The organism is Nocardia sp. NPDC050408, assembly GCF_044458905.1.
In the GTDB taxonomy this organism is placed as follows: domain Bacteria; phylum Actinomycetota; class Actinomycetes; order Mycobacteriales; family Mycobacteriaceae; genus Nocardia.
This window is the reverse complement of record NZ_JBITIL010000036.1, coordinates 17,569-39,231: the sequence shown is the minus strand read 5'-3', so window position 1 is coordinate 39,231 and position 21,663 is coordinate 17,569. Positions and strand designations below refer to the sequence as shown.

Genomic DNA, 21,663 nt, shown 5'->3' with positions numbered 1-21,663 from the left:
CCAACCCCGCCACCGCCAAAGCCCCGACAGCGAACGCGCACTCTGCAGATTCTTGATCGCATCGACCAAAAGTGCTGTACCACTACCGGGTCCGAGCTGCTCAACGGTGTCGATCAGCGAATCCGTCGAGCTGGAGCCCAGCATGCCGAGAACCGCAATGAGCAGCATCAGCCCCGGAAAAAGCGACAGCACACTGTAATAGGTCAGCGCCGCAGCCCAATCCGTGAGTTTGTCCGACCAGACCGCACCGATCGTGCGCCACAGCGCACCACGCCAAGACCTCCATCGAAGATCCATCGGGCCCGACACCCGCTCAACAGTCATCCACCACCTCCCGGCCAGCACCGGATACCCAGACACCCTCACCGAAAACACACGGCCGCTTGCTGATACACCCGCTGCACTTCGATCCATCCCCTGTGGCGCAGACGTGTACGGGCTCGGCCGCGAACCTTCGAGCCGATCGATCACCACGTTCTACACAGCTCGCTACCGCGCAGGAGTGTCTGCGACGGTCGTGTCTTGACCAATACCGTTGTCCGGCAAGGAATTATCGACGCCTGCGACCTCGAGGCGTGTGGGGAGCTCCTGGGGGTTGATGTGGGTGTGTGTGCGCGCTGCCTCGTAGCAGGCTGCCCGGTGCCAGCAGCGCGGTCCAGCGCGGGCAGTCGTCATCAACGGCACCCGACCCAACCTCAGCGGTCCAGCCGAAAACCTCGCGCACATGGCCTTTGTCGCCAAACGAGTCGGACGAGAAACCGGGTGCGGTGCCCGGGTCCCCAGGGCTGGTCCTGGGGGACCCGGGCCGCGCAGGCGGGGGTCAGGCGTCGGCGAGGGCGAATTTCTTGGGGGCCGCGCAGGTTTGGCGGGCAATGCCGCCGGTGGTGAGTTTGTGGTCATTCGCCGTTGCCGTGTGATCGGCCGCGGAACATGTTGCAGATCATCGGCGATCTGGGACGCTGGATGATCGAGCAGGACGTGACGGCAGAGCAGCTGACCGCGAAATCTCTGGAGGAATTCCGCAGGGTCTGTTGCGAAGCGATGCGCCACCCGCCGACCGCGAAGAGCCTCAACCCGCTCATCGACTTCCTGAAATCGGAAGGGCTACTGACAGATCCGCCAGTCGTCCTCGATCCACTGGACCCCTTGATCGGCGAATACCGTGCATGGCTGGTGAGCGACCGAGGTCTAGCGGCGACCACGATCGTCCGCTACGAGAGCCTGGCCCGCCGGTTCCTGGCCGAGGCAGCAAGCGGACCTGGCGAACTGGATGGCGCGGACATCGTCGCGTTTCTGCTTGCCGAAAGCCCGCGAGTCAGCGTCGGCGCGATCAAAGGCCGTGTCGCAGAGCTGCGGTCGCTGCTGAAGTTTTTGTATCTGCGCGGGCTGCTTCCACACCCGTTGACTTCGGCGGTTCCGCCGGTCGCTGGCTGGCACGACACCGGCATCCCGAAGTCGATCACCGCTGGGCAGGTCCAGCGACTACTCGACACCTGCGACCGCGATGACCCGGTCCAGATCCGCGACTACGCCATCTTGACCATGATCGCGAGGCTGGGACTGCGCTCGATCGAGGTCGCACGCCTGGAAGTGGGCGATATCGATTGGCGGGGCGGGCGGATCATCTTGCGCGGCAAAGCGTCCCGCGAGGATGCAATGCCGATGCCGTTCGACGTCGGGGAGGCCATCAGCGCCTATCTGACCGCTGTCCGGCCGACGACGACGTTGCGCCCGGTATTCGTGACCTGCAAAGCGCCCCTGCGCGGCATCCGCGCCGACTTGGTCAGCGATGTCACCCGCCGAGCCTGCGATCGGGCGGGTCTGCCGCGCGTCGGCGCTCATCGGCTGCGACACTCGCTGGCCACCGAAATGCTGCGCCGCGGAGTTCCGCTCGTCGATATCAGCCAGGTCCTTCGCCACCGAGACCTGGCCACGACCGCGATTTATGCGAAGGTCGACCTCTCCACGCTGCGCGACATCGCCGCCGAATGGCCCGGAGCGCCACGATGAGCCGGTTGTCTCAGGCTGCTACCGACTACCTGGAGTAGTCGCGCAGGGCAGTGACGGTGGATGGCAGGATCGGAACCAGTCGGGATTTGCCGAATTTCGATTCTCGGATCAGCAGTGCTTGGTCTGTCCAGTCGATGTCGGTGCGGTCGAGGCGGATCGCTTCGCCGACCCGCAGACCGGTGGCGCCGAGCAGGCCCAGCATCGTGGAGTGAGTGGCCGCCGGCAGCCGACCCCGGACCTGGCGTCGCGCCTGAGTGGTCAGTGTTTCCAGGTCGGTTCGGGTGTAGATGAACGGCGGATGCCAACGTTGAGGGAACGAGATCAACCCTGGTGGTGGGACTTCGGTGCGCGGGTCCAGCCCGGCCATGTGCTGGGCGAAGCGGCGGGCGATCGTCATCCGGCGCGCCGGGTTCGAGGTCGCCGCATCGACCTCGGGTGCCAGGGCCCAGTCCATTGCGGCGTTGATCGTGACTGTCGGCGCCCCGATATGGCCGAGATAGGCGACGAACCGCGGCAGCAGTCGATGGTGCTCGGCCAGGTCGTGGCCGAGCCGTTTGCGCAGAATTGTCTGGTCGAGTGCGCGTTGCTTGATGGTCATGTCGGCGTGCAGATAGATTCCGGTGGATCGGATGTCGGCGTGGCCGAGCCAGAGTGCGATGACAGCGGTGTCGACGCCAGCGTGCAATAATGCCATCGCGCAGCTGTGTCGCAGGACGTGTGGATGCAGGTCGGCGGGCCGGATGCTGGGGCAGGATTGGGCTGCGGTGGTCGCATGTCGGCGGACCAGGCGTTCTATAGCGTCGGCGCTGAGCCGTCGGCCGGTGCGGGTCGGAAACAAGGGCTGAGGGGCTTCGCCGGCTCGTTCGGCGGTCCAGACGCGCAGCACCCGCTGTGTGGGAGTGGTCAGCGGAACTGCGCGGTGTTTGCGCCCCTCGCCGAGGCAGCGGAGGTTGGCTGCAGCGCCGAGACTGATGTCGCCGCAGAAGGGTGGTGACGATTTCAGTGGTCGGCAGCGAAAGCTACCATGCCGCTCGCTCCACTACTGCCGCTTGACAAACGCATTAGAGACCTGGCCGTCCACTTTGGCGGTGAATCTGTACTCTGTGAACTCGTCGAATTCACCGGCGATGGTTCCCGGCCTGAATACGGGTGACAGAATGCGACATGTTCGGCTCCTTGGGATTTGGTGAGGGTCAGCCCTCGAAATTGACCTTGATCTCGACGGGGTCGACCAGGTGCTGCAGCGTTCCCGGTGGCGGATCGATCGATACCACCTGCTCGTGGTCGAATCCCGGTTCCTGTTGCAGCGCAACGATATCGATGAGCAGCCCCAACGACCTCGAGCTCGGACGAACGATGCCCATATCGTCGCCTTCGTTGACCTCGGTCAGCGTGGGCCAGTCGGGAATTACGGCCGAAAGCCTGCTCATCCGGCTGTTGACCTCAACCAGTCGCGGTTCGCGTCGGATCGATCGCAGGTACCTGTGCAGATCCTCGGGACTGAGTACGCCGTCGCCGTCCATGTCCGCGGTGCCGTGGCGAGCCCACACCTCCGGCCTCGGGCCGCCCGGCGCTGCCACGGGTGCGGTCAGATCGTCGGGGGTGAACCCGCGGTCGAGCAGGTAGGACAGCATTAGGCCGGCTTCGTCGGTGTCGGATGGGACGGCCAGGTTCTTCAGGTGGGCCGCTATCACGGGCAGCTGCAACGACGCGGCGCTCAGGTAGTCGTGGGGTGTCCTTTCCCAGCCCGCGGCAGCCAACTGTTCGGCGGTCATCTGCAGTAGGCCGTAGCGCCCGGCCGGATGGAACGCGGCCGTCCGCAAGCCGCTTTGTGCGTACAGCACCGTCAGCAGAACCTTTGCGGTCGTGCCGATTTCGTGGGCGGTGAAGTTGATCGCCGTCATCAGCTCGCGGTCGAATTCCGGTGCCGGACCGCGCAGCCGCCAGGTGTCGGGGTCGGTGATCATCGTGAACATCGGGTCGAAGCCCTTCGGGCTCTCGATGTCGTCGTTCATGCCTTTCGGTACGCCGTCGGTGGTGCGGTTGTCGAGATCGAAGACATGGTAGGCCCACGCCGACTCGGCGGTCTTCACATACAGCTTGCCGCGGTCGACGCCGATAGTGGTGCCATCGGCGGGCAGTGCGACCTGCTGCCCGCTCGGCAGCGCGAAAACCGGGTCGGCCCAGTTGTGTTGGACGATGAACTGCCTCGTGATCGTGTTGAGGATCTGCCATGCGGTCTTGTCGAAGATCCGATACTCGCGCCAGCCGCTGCTGGACACCCCGCCAAACTTGGCGGGGTACTCAAGGACCTTGCCGGTGGCCAGATCGAGCCGGATGCGACGAGTCATGTCCCCTTGCATGCCGTCCCGGAACAGGTTGACGGTGACGTCGAAGACCGCTTCGTCGAGCGCTGTCTGCTGCACCGATGTGATCTCGCCGACGTGCACGTTGGCGAACTGCTTGAGCCGGTCCCGATACACGCCGACGTGAACGAGCGCGGGGAACACTTCTTCCAGGTCGGCGGGCCCGGTCCAGACTGGCTCGCCGTTCACGATGTCGACGCGTGCCACGAGGCTTTGCGGACTGAAGTACCAGGTGCTCTGCCCGATTGCCATGTCAGGTTCCCGTCACCGTGTCGAAACGCAGCCCGCTCGACGACTCGCCCGATCCGGTGCCCTTGCGTCGAGTCGTCCAGCTGTGCACCGAACCGTCGTGCCAGCGGGCCCGCTGGTGCGAGCGCACTACGTCGACGCCGGAACGGGGCACCTCTTCTTCGTGCAACCAGAACCCGCGCCCGCCTCGTGCGGCTTCGAGGATGCTGCCCAACGGCAGCGCTTTGGTGACGTCGTCGGCGCCCGTGCGCCGTGCCAGCGGAATCAGACTCAGCCGCACCGCCTCTCGCTCCGAGTCGATATGCTCCGGGGCGAGCGGGTACCAGAATTCGGGTACGAACCCGTCAACGTGGTACGCGGGCATCACGCCCGAGAGGGGTACGCTCGGCCGCGTCATCGCGTCGTATCGGTCGTAGGGCGCCCCGGCGTCGTCCTCGATGCGCTGCTCGATCGCCCATACCAGGTTCGCCATTTCGTCGCGCGCGATGACGACATGCTCGACGGGCGCACTTTCGAGCGATCCGGGCAGAGCCGGTGCCAGCAGGAACCACGGGCTGGCGCCGCTGGGCTGCATCGGATCCGACAGCCCGAACAGATTGAACTCTGCGCTGTCAGTGCTGGCTGCCGTGACTGTCTCGGTCGACCCGAACACGTTGGTCACCGTGAATGTCGTTATCCGGCAAAGCGTTCCGATCGGCATACGCACCGGAACCACATACCAGTCGTTGCCGTAGACCGTCGCGTAACCGACCATCAGCAGCCGCCCCAGGTCGTGGGGGGCAGTGTCGACGGCGCCGAGATCGATCTTGGCGTCCTCCATCTCCCAGAATCGCGACGACGGCATTCCGCCGAAACTTGCCGGCGCGGGAATGCCGCGCAGTGGCAGGGCGATCGGGTCCGCTCCGGATCCCCGATCGTCGTCGCGGGTCGCGACATCCATCGACCACCAGTCGAGCCTGCCGCCGTCGTACTCGGTGGCGCGCAACTCGATACCGGGCAATCCTGTTGCCCGCACCGCGAAACCGTGCTCGAGCCGGTGGTCGTCCCACGTTGCGGGCATCCGGTCGGCGACCGGTTCCGCCGCCGGCGCTCGTTCGTCCCACCAGCGCAGCCAGTCCGCAGCGAGGGCGTTGACGGCGACGGTTTGGCCGCCGGCCACACCCAGCGCGGCCGCTTCGGTGGCTGCGGTGGCCTGATCGAGCAGTCGGCGCAACCCGGTCGCGATCCGGGTGCCGTCGCCGATTCGGCTGCGCAACAACCGGTTCACGCCGCGCGCGGCCCGTTCGGGTTCGGTCGGTTCGAACGCGTAGCGAGCGGCCCACGGACCGGAGGCGATGCCTGCTGCGACGAGCCGGCGCGCCAGCCGGACGCCACCGGCAGTGCGCAGCGCAGGATCGACCGCCGGGTCGCCGGGCTCCTGCTCGACAATTCGTTCCAGCGGCGCGGCCGATGGGTTGTACGGTTGCCAGTCGCCGTCGGTGCCGGCTCGCCAAAGGTCGAGCTGGTGGGTGTCGACGTCGACGTCGACCATGGCGATCGACGCGGCGTCCTGCCCCTGGAATTCTCCGAATTGCCATTGTCGGCACAGAAACCACAGCGCATCGTGCACGCGCGCGGCGACCCCGTCATCGACGCCCGGGTCGCGCGGCAGGGGTTCGAATCGGACAGGCATGGGTGCTCCTCGCCTACGCTGGCAGGTTGACGGTGAAGTCGCCGCCCTCGAAGGTGGGTGGCATGATCCCGCGCAGCTCCGGCAGGTCGGTGAGGTCCATCCCGCGTACCTGCGCGAGTTCGAACGCCTCCTCCACAGCGCCGTGGACATCTTCGATATGCCAGCCTCGGTTGCGGTCGGGCGGCACCGCCAGCAGAATCGCCTGCGGTGCCCTTGCGTCGGGGCGAGCGGTGTGGAAAGCGATACCCGCCACCTCGTCGGCGGTCCCTGGCTGCTTGCCTTCCCGCGGCAGCACCTCCGACCACGAGTCGACGACAAGACCGGTCATCCGGTCGTTGGTCGGCACGCCAGCTACGACGAGCACGGCGCACGACCGGGCGCCGCCGCGATGCACCGCAATCCAAGGCGGGCGTGCGCTGGCAGGCGCCTGGGTCACGACGTACCCGGCGCCTGCGACACCTGCGACCAGCTCCGCGGCAGCGAGCGTGTCGTCGAGCGACCGTACCGCGGGGCGGACCCGGCCGACGTCTCGGATCCAGTCGGCCAGCTCGTCACCGGCCGCCTCGGGGGGGCGGTGTTCGTCCGCCAGCAGGTCACCGATACCGGTGCCGGCCAACGTGATTCGGGGCAGCACCGGGACGCCTCCGCAGGTAAGGCCGGCGACCGGTGCGGTGACCTTGCTGATCCACTCGATCGTCGTGGTCGAGTCCATGTCAGGCCCGGACGGTGGCGGCGGGAGCTGGTCGGGAAGCTTTGCGTCGATCGCCGCCACTAGCTGGGCAGCGCCCCGGATCAACTGCTCGGTATCGGACAGGTCGGCATCGACGGGCAACGGTATGCCGCAGCCGACGAGATCCGCTGTGGCCGCTGCAACTTCGGACGATACCGGCGGGGCCGCCGCCGCCGCTACGCGGAGCCCGGCGGTCGACCGTCTCACCCGTGCCGACCACGCGCCGACGCGCGCCCCCAGCTCGGCGAGGTCGGCGCCCGCCCACGGGTCGGCGACCGCGTCGAAGTGGGCGGCCGACAACGGTGCGCTGGTGGCGATCATCGTCCGCAACGACTCTGCGAGGGTGACCAGCTCTGCATAGCGGCCGGAGCCGGCGTCGTCGTCGGTGAACTCCGTGGCGCTCGAGGCGGCCAGCAGTCGGCGCGCGAACGTCGAAGTCGTACTCGCATCGATCGTCCGCACAGTCTCGAACGCGCCGATCGGCAGATCGGAAAGTGTTGCGGTGGAGATGGACCCGTCGGCACGGCGGCAACGGAACACCCACCCTCCTGGAGACCCGAGCCGGGCACGACACCAGTTCTCCAGTGCTGGTTCGAGTAGGGCAAGGCCGTTGGTCGAGTTCCACCCGCTGCCCGGATCGAGGTGATCGTCGAGCAGGGCACCGAGCGCGTAGGACACGGTGTCGGCGCTGCGCGGCGTCGACACGACCTCGAATGTGTCGGGCAGCAGTCCGCGGCTTGCGGCGTCCGCAGCCAACCCTGCCCGCAACGGATTGCCACCGACGATGTGATGCACACTTTCGGCGAGCAGAAGGTCGCCGACGGCGTCGAACGTGTCGTCCAGATCGGCGATCAGCGCACGCACCGCGGCCAGTTCCGGCCCGAGCGGCACCGTCGGCTGACCCGAGTCGAACGCGACGCGGTCGCGGCTCAATGCGAGCCCGTCGACGACATTGCGCGCCGCCACGGCCGCCCGCGCGGCCTCGGCCTCGGCTGCGTCCGGGTCAACCTGGGGCGCAATGGGATAGCGCGCCCGGAACGCCGGAATCAAGTGGTCCATCGAGCGATCGTGTAGCGCCCGCTCGAACCGGTAGCCCAGCAGGTAATCCAGCGACTGCCCCTGCTTGATTCCCTCGATGATGCGGTTCGCGGAGCGGACCCGCGCCGAGGTGAGGTTCACCGCGAACGCAGCGGCATCGGAATGGGCCAGGCAGCCCGATCGCAGCACCGCGGCAGTGGTGGCATGGTGCAGCGACGGGGTCACGATGTAGCCGTCGCGTTCGGGCCCCTTGCCGGGTGCCGATGGTTCCAGATCGACGACCCAGCCGTAGGCGCCGGTGCGCAGGCCCGTCCGGGTGTCGCTTCGAATGTCCATCAACCGTACGGTGGCCAGCGACGTGGCCCACGCGTCGACCCGGTGTGATGCGGTGTCCATGCACTCGCACAACGCCCGCTCGAGATCCGCGAGGCGATCGGCGGCCAACGCCTCGAGCTGCAGCGCGGCTTCCGTGGACCGCTGCAAGGCCAGCGCCATCGGGCGCGCCGGATGGTCGTCGGGCATCCCGGACGGGAACCGGAAGAACACCGATATCCACCACATCGTCCGAAACAACGGAAGCGCGAGCTGGTAGAACAGCCCGCTGGTCGCCGGATCCATTTGGCTCGCGCTGGCGTTGACCGCCTCCATCTTCTCGACCAACTCCGGCGGAAAGTCGGCGCCGGGCTGGGCGCCGGCCAGGAACTCCTGTGTGCCGGTGACGACGTCGGCGTACGCCTGGAGTGGCCGAGTCGCCACGAGCGCGAGGAGTTCGGGGGTCGGGTCGATCGCGGCAGTGAAGTCGAAACCGCCGGGCGCTGTCCCGATCGGTCCGCGTGCCGAGAACGGGATGTTCATGTCGGCCATCGTGATGCCGACAGTGGCGGGTGGGTAGATCCGGTACGGGCGGTCCTTCAGGAATTCCAGGTGCAGGTCGTCAGCGTAGCGCAGCCGGACGGAGGCGGGGCGACGGCTGAGCAGGTCCAGGATCGCGGCATCCTGGTCCTGGCCGGTCCCCACCCGCGGCGCTCGGTGCAGATTCTCCTTGAAGTAGGACAGCACCGACGCGGTCACGAACGCGATGCGATCGTCGACGTCGTGTCCCCGCCACAAGTCCAGCGGTGTCACCGGGAGCACCCCGTACGGTTGCCGACCAATTCGGAGCACCGGCAGCAGACCCCGGCTGCGCACCGCGCCGGTGAAGTATTCGACCAGGAAATCGATATCCGCCGACGAATCCCCCAGGCCCGCCCCCAGCGGCAGCCAATCCAGCGACAGGTCTCCCATGAGGCCCGCTATGAACTGGTGTGCCGTGGTCGCGAGGTCGTCGGAGTCGAACAGCGCGCCGGGCGCCGGCGCAAGGCTTTCGGTGAGATCGACGCCGAGTGCGATCGACATGCGTGCGGCGGGCGATTCCAGCCCGGCGCCGGCGAAGCCTTGGCGCGCGCCGTCCGCCTCGTCGGGAGTGCGCAGCTGCGGCCGGGACTGCCAACCCGATCGGCTGCCTGGTGTGTTGTTCGTCGGTGTTCCGGCAGGCAGCACCGAGAGCCCGTCGGTGTAGCTGTGCGCGATGAGCAGTTCTTGAACCGCTGCGGCCGCAGTGTCGGGGTCGGCGGCACCGATGCCGACCACGGTCACCAGGTCGTAGTGCAAGTTGGTGTCGGTCAACGGCACTCGCACCGCCATGCCCGCGGCGACTGCGGCGTCGAAGTCGACCAGCCATCTGCTGCCCGCCTGCCACGGCACTGCACTCCGCGCACCGCCGCCGTTGTCGTCCTGCTCGATGCCCGGTGGGGCGAAACCGGCGGGCAGTTGCTCAGGTAGCGCCTCGCCGTCGACCCGCCACATCAGTCGGCCCTCGCGGTATCCGGAGAAGGTGAAGTGGTGCGGCAGGAGCGAAGCGAGTGGCGGCCTGGTCCATGTGGTGTCCTTGGCGCCGAGGTCGTTGCCACCCTCACGTAGGGATTCCACGGCCCACAGCCCGCGCGACTGACCAACTGCGGCAACCACATCGGCCCATGCCGCGGCGTGCGCATCCGCAGTACCAGCTGGGTCGCCGGCGACACGCCAGTACCTGACGCCTGCAGCGCGTTCGGCCGGCGTCAGCCCGGTTTCATGAGCGTCGATGTGAATGTCATCCGGATAGACCCGGATCGACAATTCCGCGCCACCCAAGTCCGTTGGCCGGAACAGTGTTTCGATCCGCACCGGGAGCAACATGATCGGCAGGTCGCCAGGGCCGTCGGGGAACAGCGGATCGTTCGCGGCTTCCGAATCCCAGGCCGCTTCGACTGCCTCGACCTGTTGCTGGGCCGCTTCGGCACGGGTCGCGGCAGCGGTCTTCCCGTTCACGGCCTCGGTTCGTGCTTCGACGAACGGCTGGCCGAAGATGGAAGCGGCGAAGTCCGGACGGATTGTCCGCACTCGCGCCTCGAGATCGTCGGCTTGTGCTTGCGAGTTGAACAATTCCCGCCACGCCGCCTCCCGCTCGCGAAGGGCTGTGCGGATGGCCCGGCGTTGCGCCTGCATACCGACATTGAGAGGCATCAGCGACCCACCAGTTCCGAGGCGTGGACGAGCACCCGGAAGGGCTTTTGAAGCGTGATCCGGGCGACGTCGGTGGCGTCGACGTTCCACGCCCTGTCGCCGGGGTGTTGCGGCGGGGCGAATACTGCGTCGGCGCGAGCGAAGGACCGAGCACCGTCGGGATGGGCCGACAGGATCCGGCTCCAGGTCAGGTCGTCCCATGTCGTGAACGGCGGGTCCGGCTCGTCGTTGCGACCACCGTCACCGTCGTCGCCGAGGTCGAAACCGAACCGGATGCGGGTCGAATTCTCCTGGAATGCAAAAAACCAACCGCCGTCCTCTTGGCTCGGCAGGGCGCGCAACTCGTCAGGTGGGACCTCGAAGGCGTATACCATCGTCTGCTCGTCGATCGGCAGCGCGAACAGCGGCGCGCGCCATGATGCCGGGTCCTGGTCGGCAACCGGCTGAGCACCCGCGACCGCGGCGACGGCCGGAGCGGCTGCGACGACCATCGACGGGAACCGCCGCACCACCGTGCCGCGCACCAGTAGCACCGCGATGCTGTTCTCGCCCAGTGCGAGATGGTTGCCGAGCGGCCCAGTCCAGGTATGGATTTCGTCGATGTCGGGTTCCCCGCCAGCGGTCGGCCAGAACCGCCGGAACGGCGTCCCTCGCAGGTCGGTGGGATACTCGCGCCAGAGCAATTCGCGGTTGAATTCGTGTGCCAGCCCGACCAGAAACGACTCGACGAAGACGTTGTTCACCGCCAACAGAGTCACCGATTCGGCGGGGAAGTCCGCGATGCCGGGCAGGAACCAGTTCGGCGCAAAGTCGCGCAATGCCAACGCCATCGGCGCCGGAAACGTCGGATGGTCCATGACACGTGTCAGGGACATCGCATCCCCCAGCCGTTCAGGCACGCTGATCTGGGCCGCGACAGCGCGGACGATGCGATCACCAGCGGCAAGGGCGGCAATGATATTCCCCCGCAGGTCCTCCGCGTTCAACTGCAAGCCGATGTCCGTCACCGCCGTACCTGCTGCGGTCGGCCTGGTCAGCTGCGCATGCGCGCCGGCCACTCCCGCCGTCACGGTCGCCAGTTGCGGGACGACCGCCGCACGCAGCTGCGTGATGTCGCCGATCCGCATCGTGGCCACGTCGACACCGGACTCGGCCAGGTTCGCCGTCAGCGCTTCCGCGACCGCCCGTAGCCCACTGAGCTGGGCGATGTCCGAAATTGCTTGCAACCGAACAAGATCGCTGACCGCGGCGGCCGATCGCTGCGCGGTCACAGCGGCCTTTGCAACGGCGCCTGCCGCGATTGCGGGGGCCGCTGGCGCAGCATCGGCGACCGTGAACGACGGCACCGGCCGCGCCGCGGGGACCGCGATGTTGCCGGAGACGGCACGTTCAATGATGGCGTGCGAGTGCACGGCGGCGCCCCTGGCGATCGGCCCGCCGGGACGCACCATCCTGGCGAAAGTGGTCGACGCCGCCGCGGTCGGCATGACACTGACTTCGATCCCGGTCGCGAGCGGCGGGCCCGACGGGCCCCATGGCCGGATACGGGAAGCAGTCGGTGCAGCGAACGAAACCGCCTCGCCGGCACCCAGTGTCGCGACATGCTTGAAGTGCAGGGCCGCGGTCACGCCTTCGGCGAGTTGGCCGAGCGCGCGACGGCGGTTGGCCTCCCGGATCGCTCCGACCTGTTCCCACGCCCTCGCCATCAGCGACTCCTGTTGCGCCCGGATGTATTCGGCGCCGATACCAGCCGCGATCCTGGTCGGGACGGACGCGTTGAGCTCGTGCACCCACGCCACAGGTTGGCCGCCGCCGGGTTCGATCCTGTCGACGACGGCGTGGCGCCCGCCATAGATCGGTGGTGCCACCGCGATCGGATCGCCGCCGCCCTGTTGGTCGAGCAACCCCGCGGCAGCGTTGCACTGGTCGGTGATCCGGGCGACGAAATCCGCTGTAACAGCATCGGGAAGGTCGGCTTTCGGTGGCCCGTCCAGGTCCAGCTGACCCAGCGCACCGGGCACCGGATACGGGGCAGGCGCTGGTGCACCAGACAGGGCGATGTCGGCGCCCCAGGGTTGGTGCACGTCGACGAACACCGTGCCGAGGTTGGTCAGTTGCTCCTTCGGCGCGGGCCCCAGCCGTCGAACCAGGTATTCGAAGTCACCGCGCAGGCCAGTCCCGAACTCCCAGGAATAGTAGATCGGCAGGTTCACCGGTTCTGGCTGGCCGATCTGCCATGCCGGTGAATACGATTCCGTGGCAGCAGAATACGTGAACGCCGGCACGATGCAGGCGAGGTACCTGGTAGATTCCCGCAATCGGCGTGGACACATCAGTCGCGCCACCTGGTCGGCCGTGTTGTCCGCGCGCTGCACATGGGCCCAGCCCCACGAGTCGAACAGATCGGGGAGCTGGTCGGCGCCGACGCTCAAGGTCGGCACCGGGTCGCCCGGCGTCACTCTGCTGGCGGCCACCTCGACGACGACGAGCACGATCCACGGTCGGAGCCGACCCGCGTTCGGCTTCGCCGGCGTGAACATCCACGGCAACTCGACAGGTCGCAGATCCACCGAAGCCAGGTAGTTGTCTTCGACATCGGCAGCCCCGGCCGACGGATCGGTCCGAACGACGGCGCGGCTGCTGTCGAGGTCGGCGACCCCTTCGGGGCCGAGCATCGCCATCGGTGCAGGGACGGTCAGTGGCGTCAAGTCGCCCGTGGGATCCACCAGCGACAGTCCGGGCGTGAATTTCGCCGCAGGCAGCCGACCCGGCCCGTCCGTCGCGTCGATCGCCTGGCCCACCGCGGTCTGAGCCCAGGAGGAGAACCGAATCCTGTTCATGCGCCATCCATCTCCCACGCTTGCGCCACTTCGACGACGCGGCGCGGGTCGGCCGATCGCGCTGCGACCACCGCTTGATACAGCTCGGTCGCGTTGCGCGACACCGGTGCGATATCGGTCGCTTCGGTGAACGACCACGCATTGACGAGCGCGTACGTCGGACCGTCGGAGACCGCAACCGCCTCGAGGCCGGTGTGCCACCACAGCGGGTGATCGATCCCGGCACCTGCCACCCGCTCGACCGCCGCGACCAGTGAGCCGATGTTCAGCACAGCGGAACTGCCGGTGCTGACATGCCGGGAGATGACCTTCGTTTCGTATTCGAAGTCGATTCCGCGCTCCTCACCGGTCACGACCTCGCCCGCCACCAATTTCAGCCCGGCACGAAACGATTCGAAGGCGGGACGGCTGATCTGGGCGTCGTCGGTCATCGTCAGGAACGCGGCGGGGGCGAACTGCTCGCGTTCCTCCCCGGTTGTCGGGGCGGGCCGGCCGCCGCCGAGAACCGGATCGACCACATCCCACCGTTGCGGTGTAATCGGAACGCGGTTGAACCGGTCGATTTCGATACCGAGCGGAACAACCTTCTGCCGCACCGACAACGACCCGCGCGGATGCAACGCACCGCCGTCGGCCAGTGCCACGCCCGCAGCTGCGGTGAGCTGGACCGGAGTGGTGGCCGGGTCGGGCGCGCTCGCCCGCCACGCATCCGGCTTGCGCAACGCCGCGGTCAGGATCTCGCCGACATTCGGCGCGGCTGGCGCGGCGGGAATCGATCCACCCCACGATTCGTCGAAATCGAACGAGGCGCTGAACAAGAACAGGTCGACGCGTCCCCGACCCGCGGCACGCCAGTGTCCGGGACCCTCGAGCGAGAAGTCGAGCGCGATCCCGACGAGGGTTTCCCCCAGCACCTCCACCGCGATGGCGGCCGAGATCTCGGCGATGAAGTGGAACGGCGAGAACTGGATCAGCACGTCGAATCCGAGGTGACCGCGCAGACCGCAGCCTGCGACCTCGGCGACCAGTTCGGCAAACGCCCCGAACTGCAACGTGTTCGAGGTCAACGCGATATACGCGGTGCAGCGCAACTGCAGCATCGGACCCGACGCCAATGTCATCGCGATACGGTTGAGCGCGGGCACGCCGGCGGGCCGATCGAACTGGGGGTGGAATCCGCCCGCGGAGACGACGATGTCGGCGTCGGCGCCGCCCCGCACGAGGACGAACATGTCGCCGGTGATCGGGATGCCTGCGATGTTCGAATCGGTCAGGCTGGCCAGGAACGACAGGCTCGGCACCGACGGGTCGATCTGGCCGAAGAACGTGATCTGCAGCTTGATCAAGGGCAGTGCTGGGTCGGGCACCGCCAGCACGATCTTGCCGAGAACGGACAACCGGACCGGATCTGGCAGCTCGACGACCAACGCCACCGAACCGGTGAGTAGCCTTCCACCCCAACTGATCTGGAACATCGGGCCGATGGTCACCGAGCCCGGTGACACTGGGAACATGCGATCCAGCATCGGCACGAGATCTCGGGCGGCCTTTGCCGGATCGGCAGGAAACAGCAACGAGGCAGCGCTCCCGTCCTGCACCGAGCGGGTCAGCGCGTCCCGGTCGATGCGCCTGCCGACCCCGACGATGCCGCCGACACCGGTGATCGCAAATCCGAAACCGATCTGGATACCGGGCGGCGGGAACACCGAGCCGAGGACGAGCAGGAATGCTCCGGTGCGCACGTTCAGCGCACCGAGCGCATTCACCGCCAGTGGTGGCATCGCCACCGCGAGCATCCCGCTGTAACCGTCGTCGGTGTGCGACAGCCGTCCTGATCCTTTGACGATCGGCAGCGACAGCCCCACTGCGGCGCCGGTCGGTGTGTGCAGAAGCAACTCGAGCGGATCGAAGGCCAGTGCCGGGCCACCCAGTCGGAACGGCAACTCGAAACCGTTGCCGTCGATGCTCAGGTGAATCGGTACGTCGGGAAGATCGAGAGCGATTGCGCAGCTGACGCGCACGTCGATGCGAGGCGGCTGATCCAGCTTCGGTATCAGCTCCACATCAAGCGGCCCGGTGCTCACCCCTGGCAAGGATGCGCTCGACGGCAAGCGCACGGTCAGCGTCGGGCTGCCGGCGATGTCGACTCCGGTCGAGCTGGACAGTGCGAGATCGACGTCGAGCGGCGTCGGTGCGATCCGCGGCACCACGGCGGACACTTCGCCGGGCGCGATGCGTACCTGTCCGCCGCGGATCTGCACACCGCCGGTCAATTCGGGGCTGACGCCGATCATCGTGAGCGTTGCGGTAAAGGCGGTAGCGCCGAGGTCGATGCCAGGGTCGCGCCCCGGCGGCGCAGATTCCGTGCGCGACAGATCTATTCGGATCGTGTCGCCACTCGACCCACGGTTCACCGTGGCACTGCCGGATTGCGGAAGGCGAATCTCGACGACGTCCGTGACGTGGCCGCCCGCGCTGAGCGACCACTCGCCGTCGAGCGCAAGGGCTGCGGATTGCGCCGCGCGCCCCTTGGCCAGGATGTCGATCCGCGGCTCGCCCGCGTCCATCGTGACGGCCATGACCGCGGCGAAGCCGCCGTTGTCGGCCTCGATCCGGACGGCGCAGGCGATTCCACGCTCGGCCGCCGGGTTCGCCGGGTCGGGGTTCCAGCCGAGCAGGCCTGCCGTGGCTTGCCGACCTTGGATCTGGGTGAGCTTGCGCAATGCGCCGATAACGCGGGCGGTCACGGGATTCGCCGCGGCACCGCCGTCGACGATCGGCGCCAGCAAGCGATCCTCGAATCCGGATCCCGCCCATTCGGGTCCGGCCTTCCCTAGTTGCGCCAGTCCTCCCGCCTGCCGAAGCTCGGTGAGCGCGTCGGTCAGCAGTGACGTCAAACTGCTCCGCAACAGTTGCAGCAGCGCAGCACCATTGGTGTCGGCCATGACAACCCCATTCCTCCCCGACAACGAGGACACTAGCGCTGGAAGCGACTGCGATCATGAGTAGTCGACTACTTGATTTGGTTGGCTGCGCCGTCCATGTCGATCAGAAGACCACCGAAAATCCGGGCAGCGACACATCGCGCTGGGTGTAGGCGACGCCGTCGACACGCAGCCCGTTCGCGTCCAGCAGTGTGATCTGACCACCCCTGTTGGGCAATATCACTGGGGCCACCAGCCGAATCCGTACGGTCTCTCCGGCCATGACGGTCCCGGTGATCGGCATCGAATTCTTGTCCCGGTCGAGCAGGCTCCATCCGTCGAGCAGGATTGCCGCGCCGGTCGCGTTGAGCAGCGTCACCGTCTCAATCTCAGGATCCCCGGCCGAATTCGCCAGCGCCGAAACAATTCTGACCGCGCCATCGGGAGATTCTGCGGTCGGCGGGAAGGTGGGATCGAATGGCCGCGACGGTGTGCCGACGGCAGCGGGTTCCGCCGGCCGGATGCGATGACCTGTGCCGTCGTCGGTGTGCCAAGGCTGCGACTGGAATTTAAGAAATACTACGACCCACTGGTTCTGCCCTGGGAAGTGAACCAGGAGCCCACCGTCCTGGTAGACACCGTCGTCACGGGCGAACCTGCCCACGTTGCCCTGATTCATGTGAATGTCGTGCACACCGTTGCCCGGCATGAAGCCGAAGATTTTGTCCTTCTTGTCGAGTTCCGGTCCCCAACGTTCCCCGAAGGCGTACAGGTACGCAGCCTCGTCGCCGAGCGCGCGCTGCACGTAGTGCCCGATCTTCTCATTGAGGTCGTTGTCCTGCCCGGGCACGTCGAACGGCAGTGGCACCATGGCCCGCGGGTCGAAGAGATTCGACCGGATGTAGTCCACACCGGGACCACCGGGCTTCGCGTCGAGCGGGTGCCACCCCGGCGATATCGTTTCGAGCTCGGCCAGCAACGGGTGGGCAAATCGAGGGTCGACGAGGTATTCGACCTCGGACGGGCTCAGCGCAGATGCGACATTGACGGCGATGCGGTAGTCTACGCGATCGTCGACGAGATGGACCTGGTAGTGCGGGTTGGCCCCCGAACCGGGGACGGCGCCGATCGGACGTCCCTTGATCAGTCCGTAGTTCGCGAGGGGCATGTCGACTCCGATCGAAGATGTCAGACCGCAGGAGATGCGTTGACGCCGCGCCGACCGACAGCCATGGCCAACGCTTCGAGAACGAGACGTGTCTTGGGTTCACGTGCGTCGCTGATCGACAGCCCCGAACCCGCGACGGCTGCCTCGAACCGAGCTTGCACCGGCACCGGATCGACACCCGGATCGAGGCGAATCGACAGCTCAAGGAAATCGAGATCGCCGACGGTCCACCGCTCGGCGGCGACCTCGTTGCCGTCGAATCCGTTGAGGACCACACGTTTCCACTTGCTTGCGGCGATCGGACCGAGCGCGACGAGCGGCTCGGCAAGCGCATTCGGGATTTCGCCGCATTGCTGCAGCAGTTGCCGCTGGTGCGCATCGAACGCTGTCTCAGGTCCGGCCTCACCCGCCGCGATTCGAGCAACGACTGCCGGGGCAATCTCCGCGACCGCCGAGGCCGCGAGTACTTCCCGGTCCCCGGAACGATCCGCCTCGATCCTGTACTCGAAACAGTCCGCTTCGAGCTCGAAGCCCGCAGTCCAGGGTTCGATCAGCTGCGCCGGATCGCACGGCCGAAGTTTGACCGTCGAATCAGCGGCCTCCTTGTCGCTGCGCAGGCGCAAGATGATCCGCGCATCGAGGAGCGGCACGAACGATCGCCGTCCGCTGGAGATTTCGGCGAACCAGACCGTGCGCGGCTTCCCCTTCTCCAGGTGGAGCGCTTCGAGCGCCGCATCTGGACCGTCGGCCAGGTTGATCTTGATTTCGGTGGCTACGGAACCTCGATCGAACGAGATGGACATCAGGCGTTCTCCTTTCACGCCTCAGATGGCTGAGAGCAGCCCGAACTGTGCGGTAGGTACTCCGATGTCCGGGACGATCTCCCCAGGCGCGACTCCGAGGACCTCGATCTTGAACCTGCGAACAGCACTTTCCGTTTCGCTCCCGTAGTCGCCGTCTGCGCCCGACGCGACAAGGCTGTCGGATCCCGGATGAGCAACGAGCGGCGAACCGCGCACCCTCACGTCAGGGTCCTCCCGGCGGCAGGAGGTCGGGCCGTCCTGGTCCGCCGAATCGGGCGGCGATGATGTCGTCCATCGCCAGTGTCGCCAACCGAAGCCGCTCGTCGGCGCCGATGTCGCCCCATCGCTGGAACATGCCGTTGGGAAACGTGATCCACTGCCATCGATCCTCGAACAGCAGAATGTCCGCGCCAGGAAGATCGACGATGAAGGCTCGGTGGTAGGGGTGGACGTTGTTGGTGAACGGTGTCGGTAGGCCTGCGAACAACATCGTCCGGAGAACGTCGTAGTGCGGTTGAATCACGGTGCGCTGCTCGTTCTCGAGCAGATCCTGGTTACCCTCCGCCACCAGGCCGGTCGTGATCTTGTTCCACGCGGCGCCGTACGAACGTGTCGGGAACCCGCGGAGAAATTGCGGGACTCCACCGAGATATGCGGTGTACTCGGCGAACCGGTCATGGAGGTGGCCGAGTTTGATTGCCTCGGTTGGATGATCGAGAAATGCTTCGTGCATCCAGGCGAGGTCGAAAAAGATGTCGCGCCCGATGCGGACCATGATCGATTGCTCGATGAAGCCAGGATCCGCGTCGAGACCGCCGACAATGGTTCCGCCTGCCATGCGCCCCAACCCCGCCCACAGAAACTCCAGTGGAGCGGCGACGTAGAGATCGCGATAGTAGCCGTAGAGGTCGATGATTCTCGGCCTGTTCGCAGCCCAGCCCAGTGTGGGTTCCCACTCGATATGGGCAGCGTCGTTGGCCTTGGCTAGCGCCCGGTTGGTATAGAAGGACTTTCGGTCCGAGTAGTGGAGTTGCTGATCGTCGAGGCTGTGAAGCGGTTCGGTGTCGAGGCGGGTCATCGTTTTCACGCCGACCTTGCCGTCCGAAGGTTCGATGCCGCGTGAGCGCTTGTACGCCGAGACAGCGGAGACGGTTTCCTCTCCGAATGATCCGTCGGCCCCGAACATCGGCAGATCGAATTCGAGATCGATCATGGCCCACTGGATCCGGCGGACCGAGATACCTTTGTCGCCAGGGCCCATGACCCGAGCGCCGGATGCACACGACTCGAGGACGGTGTCGTTTGCAAATCGCGGATTGCCGAGGCTCATCGCCGGTCCCGGAAGGTCCGTCGTCGTTCGGCGTCTTGTCTACGGATAGCGACTTCGCGGGGATTCACAGTTTCGACCTCCGAGCGCACGAATTGTGTCGGATCCCACGATATTGAGGTGCCCCGAATTCGGCGCGAGTAGCGCAGTACTCGATTGCCGTCAGTGGGTCACCGCGATCGAGTGGCGGTAGAATCGTTGCGCTCGATCGTAAACGGGCACAACGTTTCGTCGTTGCCCAGCGGTCAGGCGAGATTGCGCTCGTCGGGGAATGTGAGTTGCCGCGCCCTCGTGCAGAACCGCCACCCGCGGGCGAGACTCGGCAATGGCGTTCGCCGGTGTCCTGATGGCAATCGACAGAACAGCGTGCCCGTTTGCACTCGATTCGATACCGGGTCCGCGTGCGCGTGGCGGCGTGAGTGCTGACGTACTCGAAACCCAGCCGGCTACGTGTGCAGGGCAATATGCTCGCGGCACGGTCGAGCGTTGGCCGTTGCGGGGACGCGACGCGGAGTTGCGAGTCCTGCGCGAGACGGTACGCGGCAATGCGCCGGGTCTGCAGCTCGTGGGCAATGCGGGCGTGCGCAAGACACGGCTTGTGCGCGAAGCGATGCGGCTCGCCGAGTGCCTCGAAATGGCGACTCGGTGGGTCAGCGCCACCGCATCGTCGCAAGTCATTCCGCTCGCCGCGCTCAGTGTCTACTCGAACAAAGTCGTCGGGGGCGACCACACCCGGGTCGTGACGCAGGTCGCCCACGACTTGTTCGCCGAGTCGTCGGGTTCGCGGGTCGTCGTCGCAGTCGACGACATCCACCACTCGACGAGCTTTCGGCAGCATCGCCGGTCAGTTTGCCCACTCGACAGTCGGATGGTGGTAGGTAGCCTGGACTGTCGGCCAATCGTAACGGTCGGACGTCGGGTCCTCGATGTGTGCGCGGCCGCCGTTGTTGTTCACGAACGCGGCGACTCGGCGCTGGAAGGACAGCCATAGCTGGTGCGCAGCGCCGAAAACTGTTGCGGCCAACTGGTGGTCGAGTTGACTTGTCGTTCGATCCGCTCCCCGCGTGGAGAAGACGAACTCGCCGGCGCTTCGCGGCTCGAAGCCGAAACGGCGATTTCCGCTGACGGGATGGCCACCGTCGCCAGGCGTCCACACAGTGGAGAACGTCCAGTGGTCGGCAGCGATCTCGGCGGCGACCACCGATCCGCTGTCGACGTTGAATCCGTTGGAGAACATGTCTATCGAGATGACCGCTCCCGGGAAACCCCGCGGAAGGAACAGCGGAACCCACGCTGCGGGGTCGATGGCGGGATCGAGCGGGTCGAAATTGCATCCGTCGGGAGACCCGTCGATGAACATGTTGATGTTACGGCGGATCATTTCGAGCAGATCTTCCGCTGTCATTGTGGCGCCCTCGCTGGTGGGCATTGCCTCGACTCGAATCGGATAGAAGTCGAGATTGATCGGCCCGACCGCGTCTTCGAGTGCGTGGACGACTCGGGTGGGTCGTCCGAAAACTTGGAATCGGTCGTTCAACGCCAACTGCATCGGCACCGATGGGCGAAGGCTGATCAGATCCGCCCATTCTTGCAGCGACGGTGGCGGTGGAACCGGGATCGGCGGTGCTACGGGCTTCAGCGCCGGAGTGAACAGCGCGTTCAAACGTCCGGTGGTCCCAGGACCGGCGACACCGTCGTGCGCAACCAGTGGGGGTGGAACCGCGAGGTTCTGGTCGATCTTGAACTGACAAACGATCGCGGCGGTGGCCTCGTCGTACACGAACGTCACCAGAATCGGATATCCCAGGTCCTTGAGCGCAGCCTGGATGGCGCCGACCGCTATCGGATCGTTCGGCGTATCGACGACGAGCGATCCGTCCGAGTCGAAACCGTCGGTCGTCATTCGCGCCCCGCCGAGGCACTGCGCGAACTGCGGAATTCCCCCGAATCTGGGTGCGATGGGAACGCCCATAGTGTCTCCTCGTTGCGATG

12 protein-coding genes are annotated in these 21,663 nt (G+C 66.4%); 1 reads left to right on the top strand and 11 read right to left on the bottom strand.

All coding sequences use genetic code 11. The features are described 5' to 3' along the window. A partial coding sequence (locus tag ACIBJI_RS41285; protein ID WP_397088581.1) for a YhjD/YihY/BrkB family envelope integrity protein occupies positions 1–324 on the bottom strand: 324 nt, incomplete at its 3' end. Between the two features lie 606 nt (positions 325–930). Here ACIBJI_RS41285 and ACIBJI_RS41280 point away from each other — a divergent pair. After that, on the top strand, positions 931–2,010 hold the full coding sequence (locus ACIBJI_RS41280) for a tyrosine-type recombinase/integrase (RefSeq protein WP_397088579.1): 1,080 nt from the start codon (positions 931–933) through the stop codon (positions 2,008–2,010). 25 nt (positions 2,011–2,035) lie between these two features. On the opposite strand, the gene ACIBJI_RS41275 is transcribed toward ACIBJI_RS41280, so the two are convergent. The 10 genes from ACIBJI_RS41275 to ACIBJI_RS41230 all read right to left on the bottom strand — a co-directional run bounded on the left by ACIBJI_RS41275 (position 2,036) and on the right by ACIBJI_RS41230 (position 21,643). After that, positions 2,036–2,983 (bottom strand): tyrosine-type recombinase/integrase, encoded by a 948-nt coding sequence (locus ACIBJI_RS41275; RefSeq protein ID WP_397088585.1) that lies wholly within the window; start codon positions 2,981–2,983, stop codon positions 2,036–2,038. A gap of 220 nt (positions 2,984–3,203) precedes the next feature. Further along, entirely contained in the window at positions 3,204–4,628 is a 1,425-nt protein-coding gene (locus ACIBJI_RS41270; protein WP_397088577.1) for a hypothetical protein, read from the bottom strand. Between the two features lies 1 nt (position 4,629). Then, positions 4,630–6,297, bottom strand: coding sequence for a hypothetical protein (locus ACIBJI_RS41265; RefSeq protein WP_397088575.1), 1,668 nt, complete (start codon positions 6,295–6,297; stop codon positions 4,630–4,632). A gap of 13 nt (positions 6,298–6,310) precedes the next feature. Further along, positions 6,311–10,609, bottom strand: coding sequence for a hypothetical protein (locus tag ACIBJI_RS41260; protein WP_397088573.1), 4,299 nt, complete (start codon positions 10,607–10,609; stop codon positions 6,311–6,313). Beyond that, positions 10,609–13,449 carry a hypothetical protein gene (locus tag ACIBJI_RS41255; protein WP_397088571.1) on the bottom strand — a complete coding sequence of 947 codons (2,841 nt, stop codon included), beginning with the start codon at positions 13,447–13,449 and terminating at the stop codon, positions 10,609–10,611. The genes ACIBJI_RS41260 and ACIBJI_RS41255 overlap by 1 nt, the downstream gene beginning before the upstream one ends. After that, positions 13,446–16,394 carry a DUF6603 domain-containing protein gene (locus ACIBJI_RS41250; protein WP_397088570.1) on the bottom strand — a complete coding sequence of 983 codons (2,949 nt, stop codon included), beginning with the start codon at positions 16,392–16,394 and terminating at the stop codon, positions 13,446–13,448. The genes ACIBJI_RS41255 and ACIBJI_RS41250 overlap by 4 nt, the downstream gene beginning before the upstream one ends. Before the next feature lie 103 nt (positions 16,395–16,497). Next, positions 16,498–17,541: a DUF2278 family protein gene (locus ACIBJI_RS41245; RefSeq protein ID WP_397088569.1), complete on the bottom strand. Its 1,044-nt coding sequence runs from the start codon at positions 17,539–17,541 to the stop codon at positions 16,498–16,500. 20 nt (positions 17,542–17,561) lie between these two features. Further along, the gene (locus ACIBJI_RS41240) at positions 17,562–18,344 is read right to left on the bottom strand and encodes a hypothetical protein (RefSeq protein ID WP_397088567.1); all 783 of its coding nucleotides are present in this window, start codon (positions 18,342–18,344) and stop codon (positions 17,562–17,564) included. A 223-nt stretch (positions 18,345–18,567) separates the two neighbouring features. Further along, positions 18,568–19,605, bottom strand: a complete 1,038-nt coding sequence (locus tag ACIBJI_RS41235; RefSeq protein ID WP_397088565.1) for a peptidoglycan-binding protein — start codon at positions 19,603–19,605, stop codon at positions 18,568–18,570. A 910-nt stretch (positions 19,606–20,515) separates the two neighbouring features. Continuing rightward, positions 20,516–21,643 carry a hypothetical protein gene (locus tag ACIBJI_RS41230; protein ID WP_397088563.1) on the bottom strand — a complete coding sequence of 376 codons (1,128 nt, stop codon included), beginning with the start codon at positions 21,641–21,643 and terminating at the stop codon, positions 20,516–20,518. Positions 21,644–21,663 lie beyond the last annotated feature (20 nt).

Coding starts and splice junctions, on each gene's coding strand:
- ACIBJI_RS41280 (WP_397088579.1), top strand. CDS start 931: ATGTTGCAGATCATCGGCGATCTGGGACGCTGGATGATCGAGCAGGAC.
- ACIBJI_RS41270 (WP_397088577.1), bottom strand. CDS start 4,628: ATGGCAATCGGGCAGAGCACCTGGTACTTCAGTCCGCAAAGCCTCGTG.
- ACIBJI_RS41265 (WP_397088575.1), bottom strand. CDS start 6,297: ATGCCTGTCCGATTCGAACCCCTGCCGCGCGACCCGGGCGTCGATGAC.
- ACIBJI_RS41260 (WP_397088573.1), bottom strand. CDS start 10,609: ATGCCTCTCAATGTCGGTATGCAGGCGCAACGCCGGGCCATCCGCACA.
- ACIBJI_RS41255 (WP_397088571.1), bottom strand. CDS start 13,449: ATGAACAGGATTCGGTTCTCCTCCTGGGCTCAGACCGCGGTGGGCCAG.
- ACIBJI_RS41250 (WP_397088570.1), bottom strand. CDS start 16,394: ATGGCCGACACCAATGGTGCTGCGCTGCTGCAACTGTTGCGGAGCAGT.
- ACIBJI_RS41245 (WP_397088569.1), bottom strand. CDS start 17,541: ATGCCCCTCGCGAACTACGGACTGATCAAGGGACGTCCGATCGGCGCC.
- ACIBJI_RS41240 (WP_397088567.1), bottom strand. CDS start 18,344: ATGTCCATCTCGTTCGATCGAGGTTCCGTAGCCACCGAAATCAAGATC.
- ACIBJI_RS41235 (WP_397088565.1), bottom strand. CDS start 19,605: ATGGGCCCTGGCGACAAAGGTATCTCGGTCCGCCGGATCCAGTGGGCC.
- ACIBJI_RS41230 (WP_397088563.1), bottom strand. CDS start 21,643: ATGGGCGTTCCCATCGCACCCAGATTCGGGGGAATTCCGCAGTTCGCG.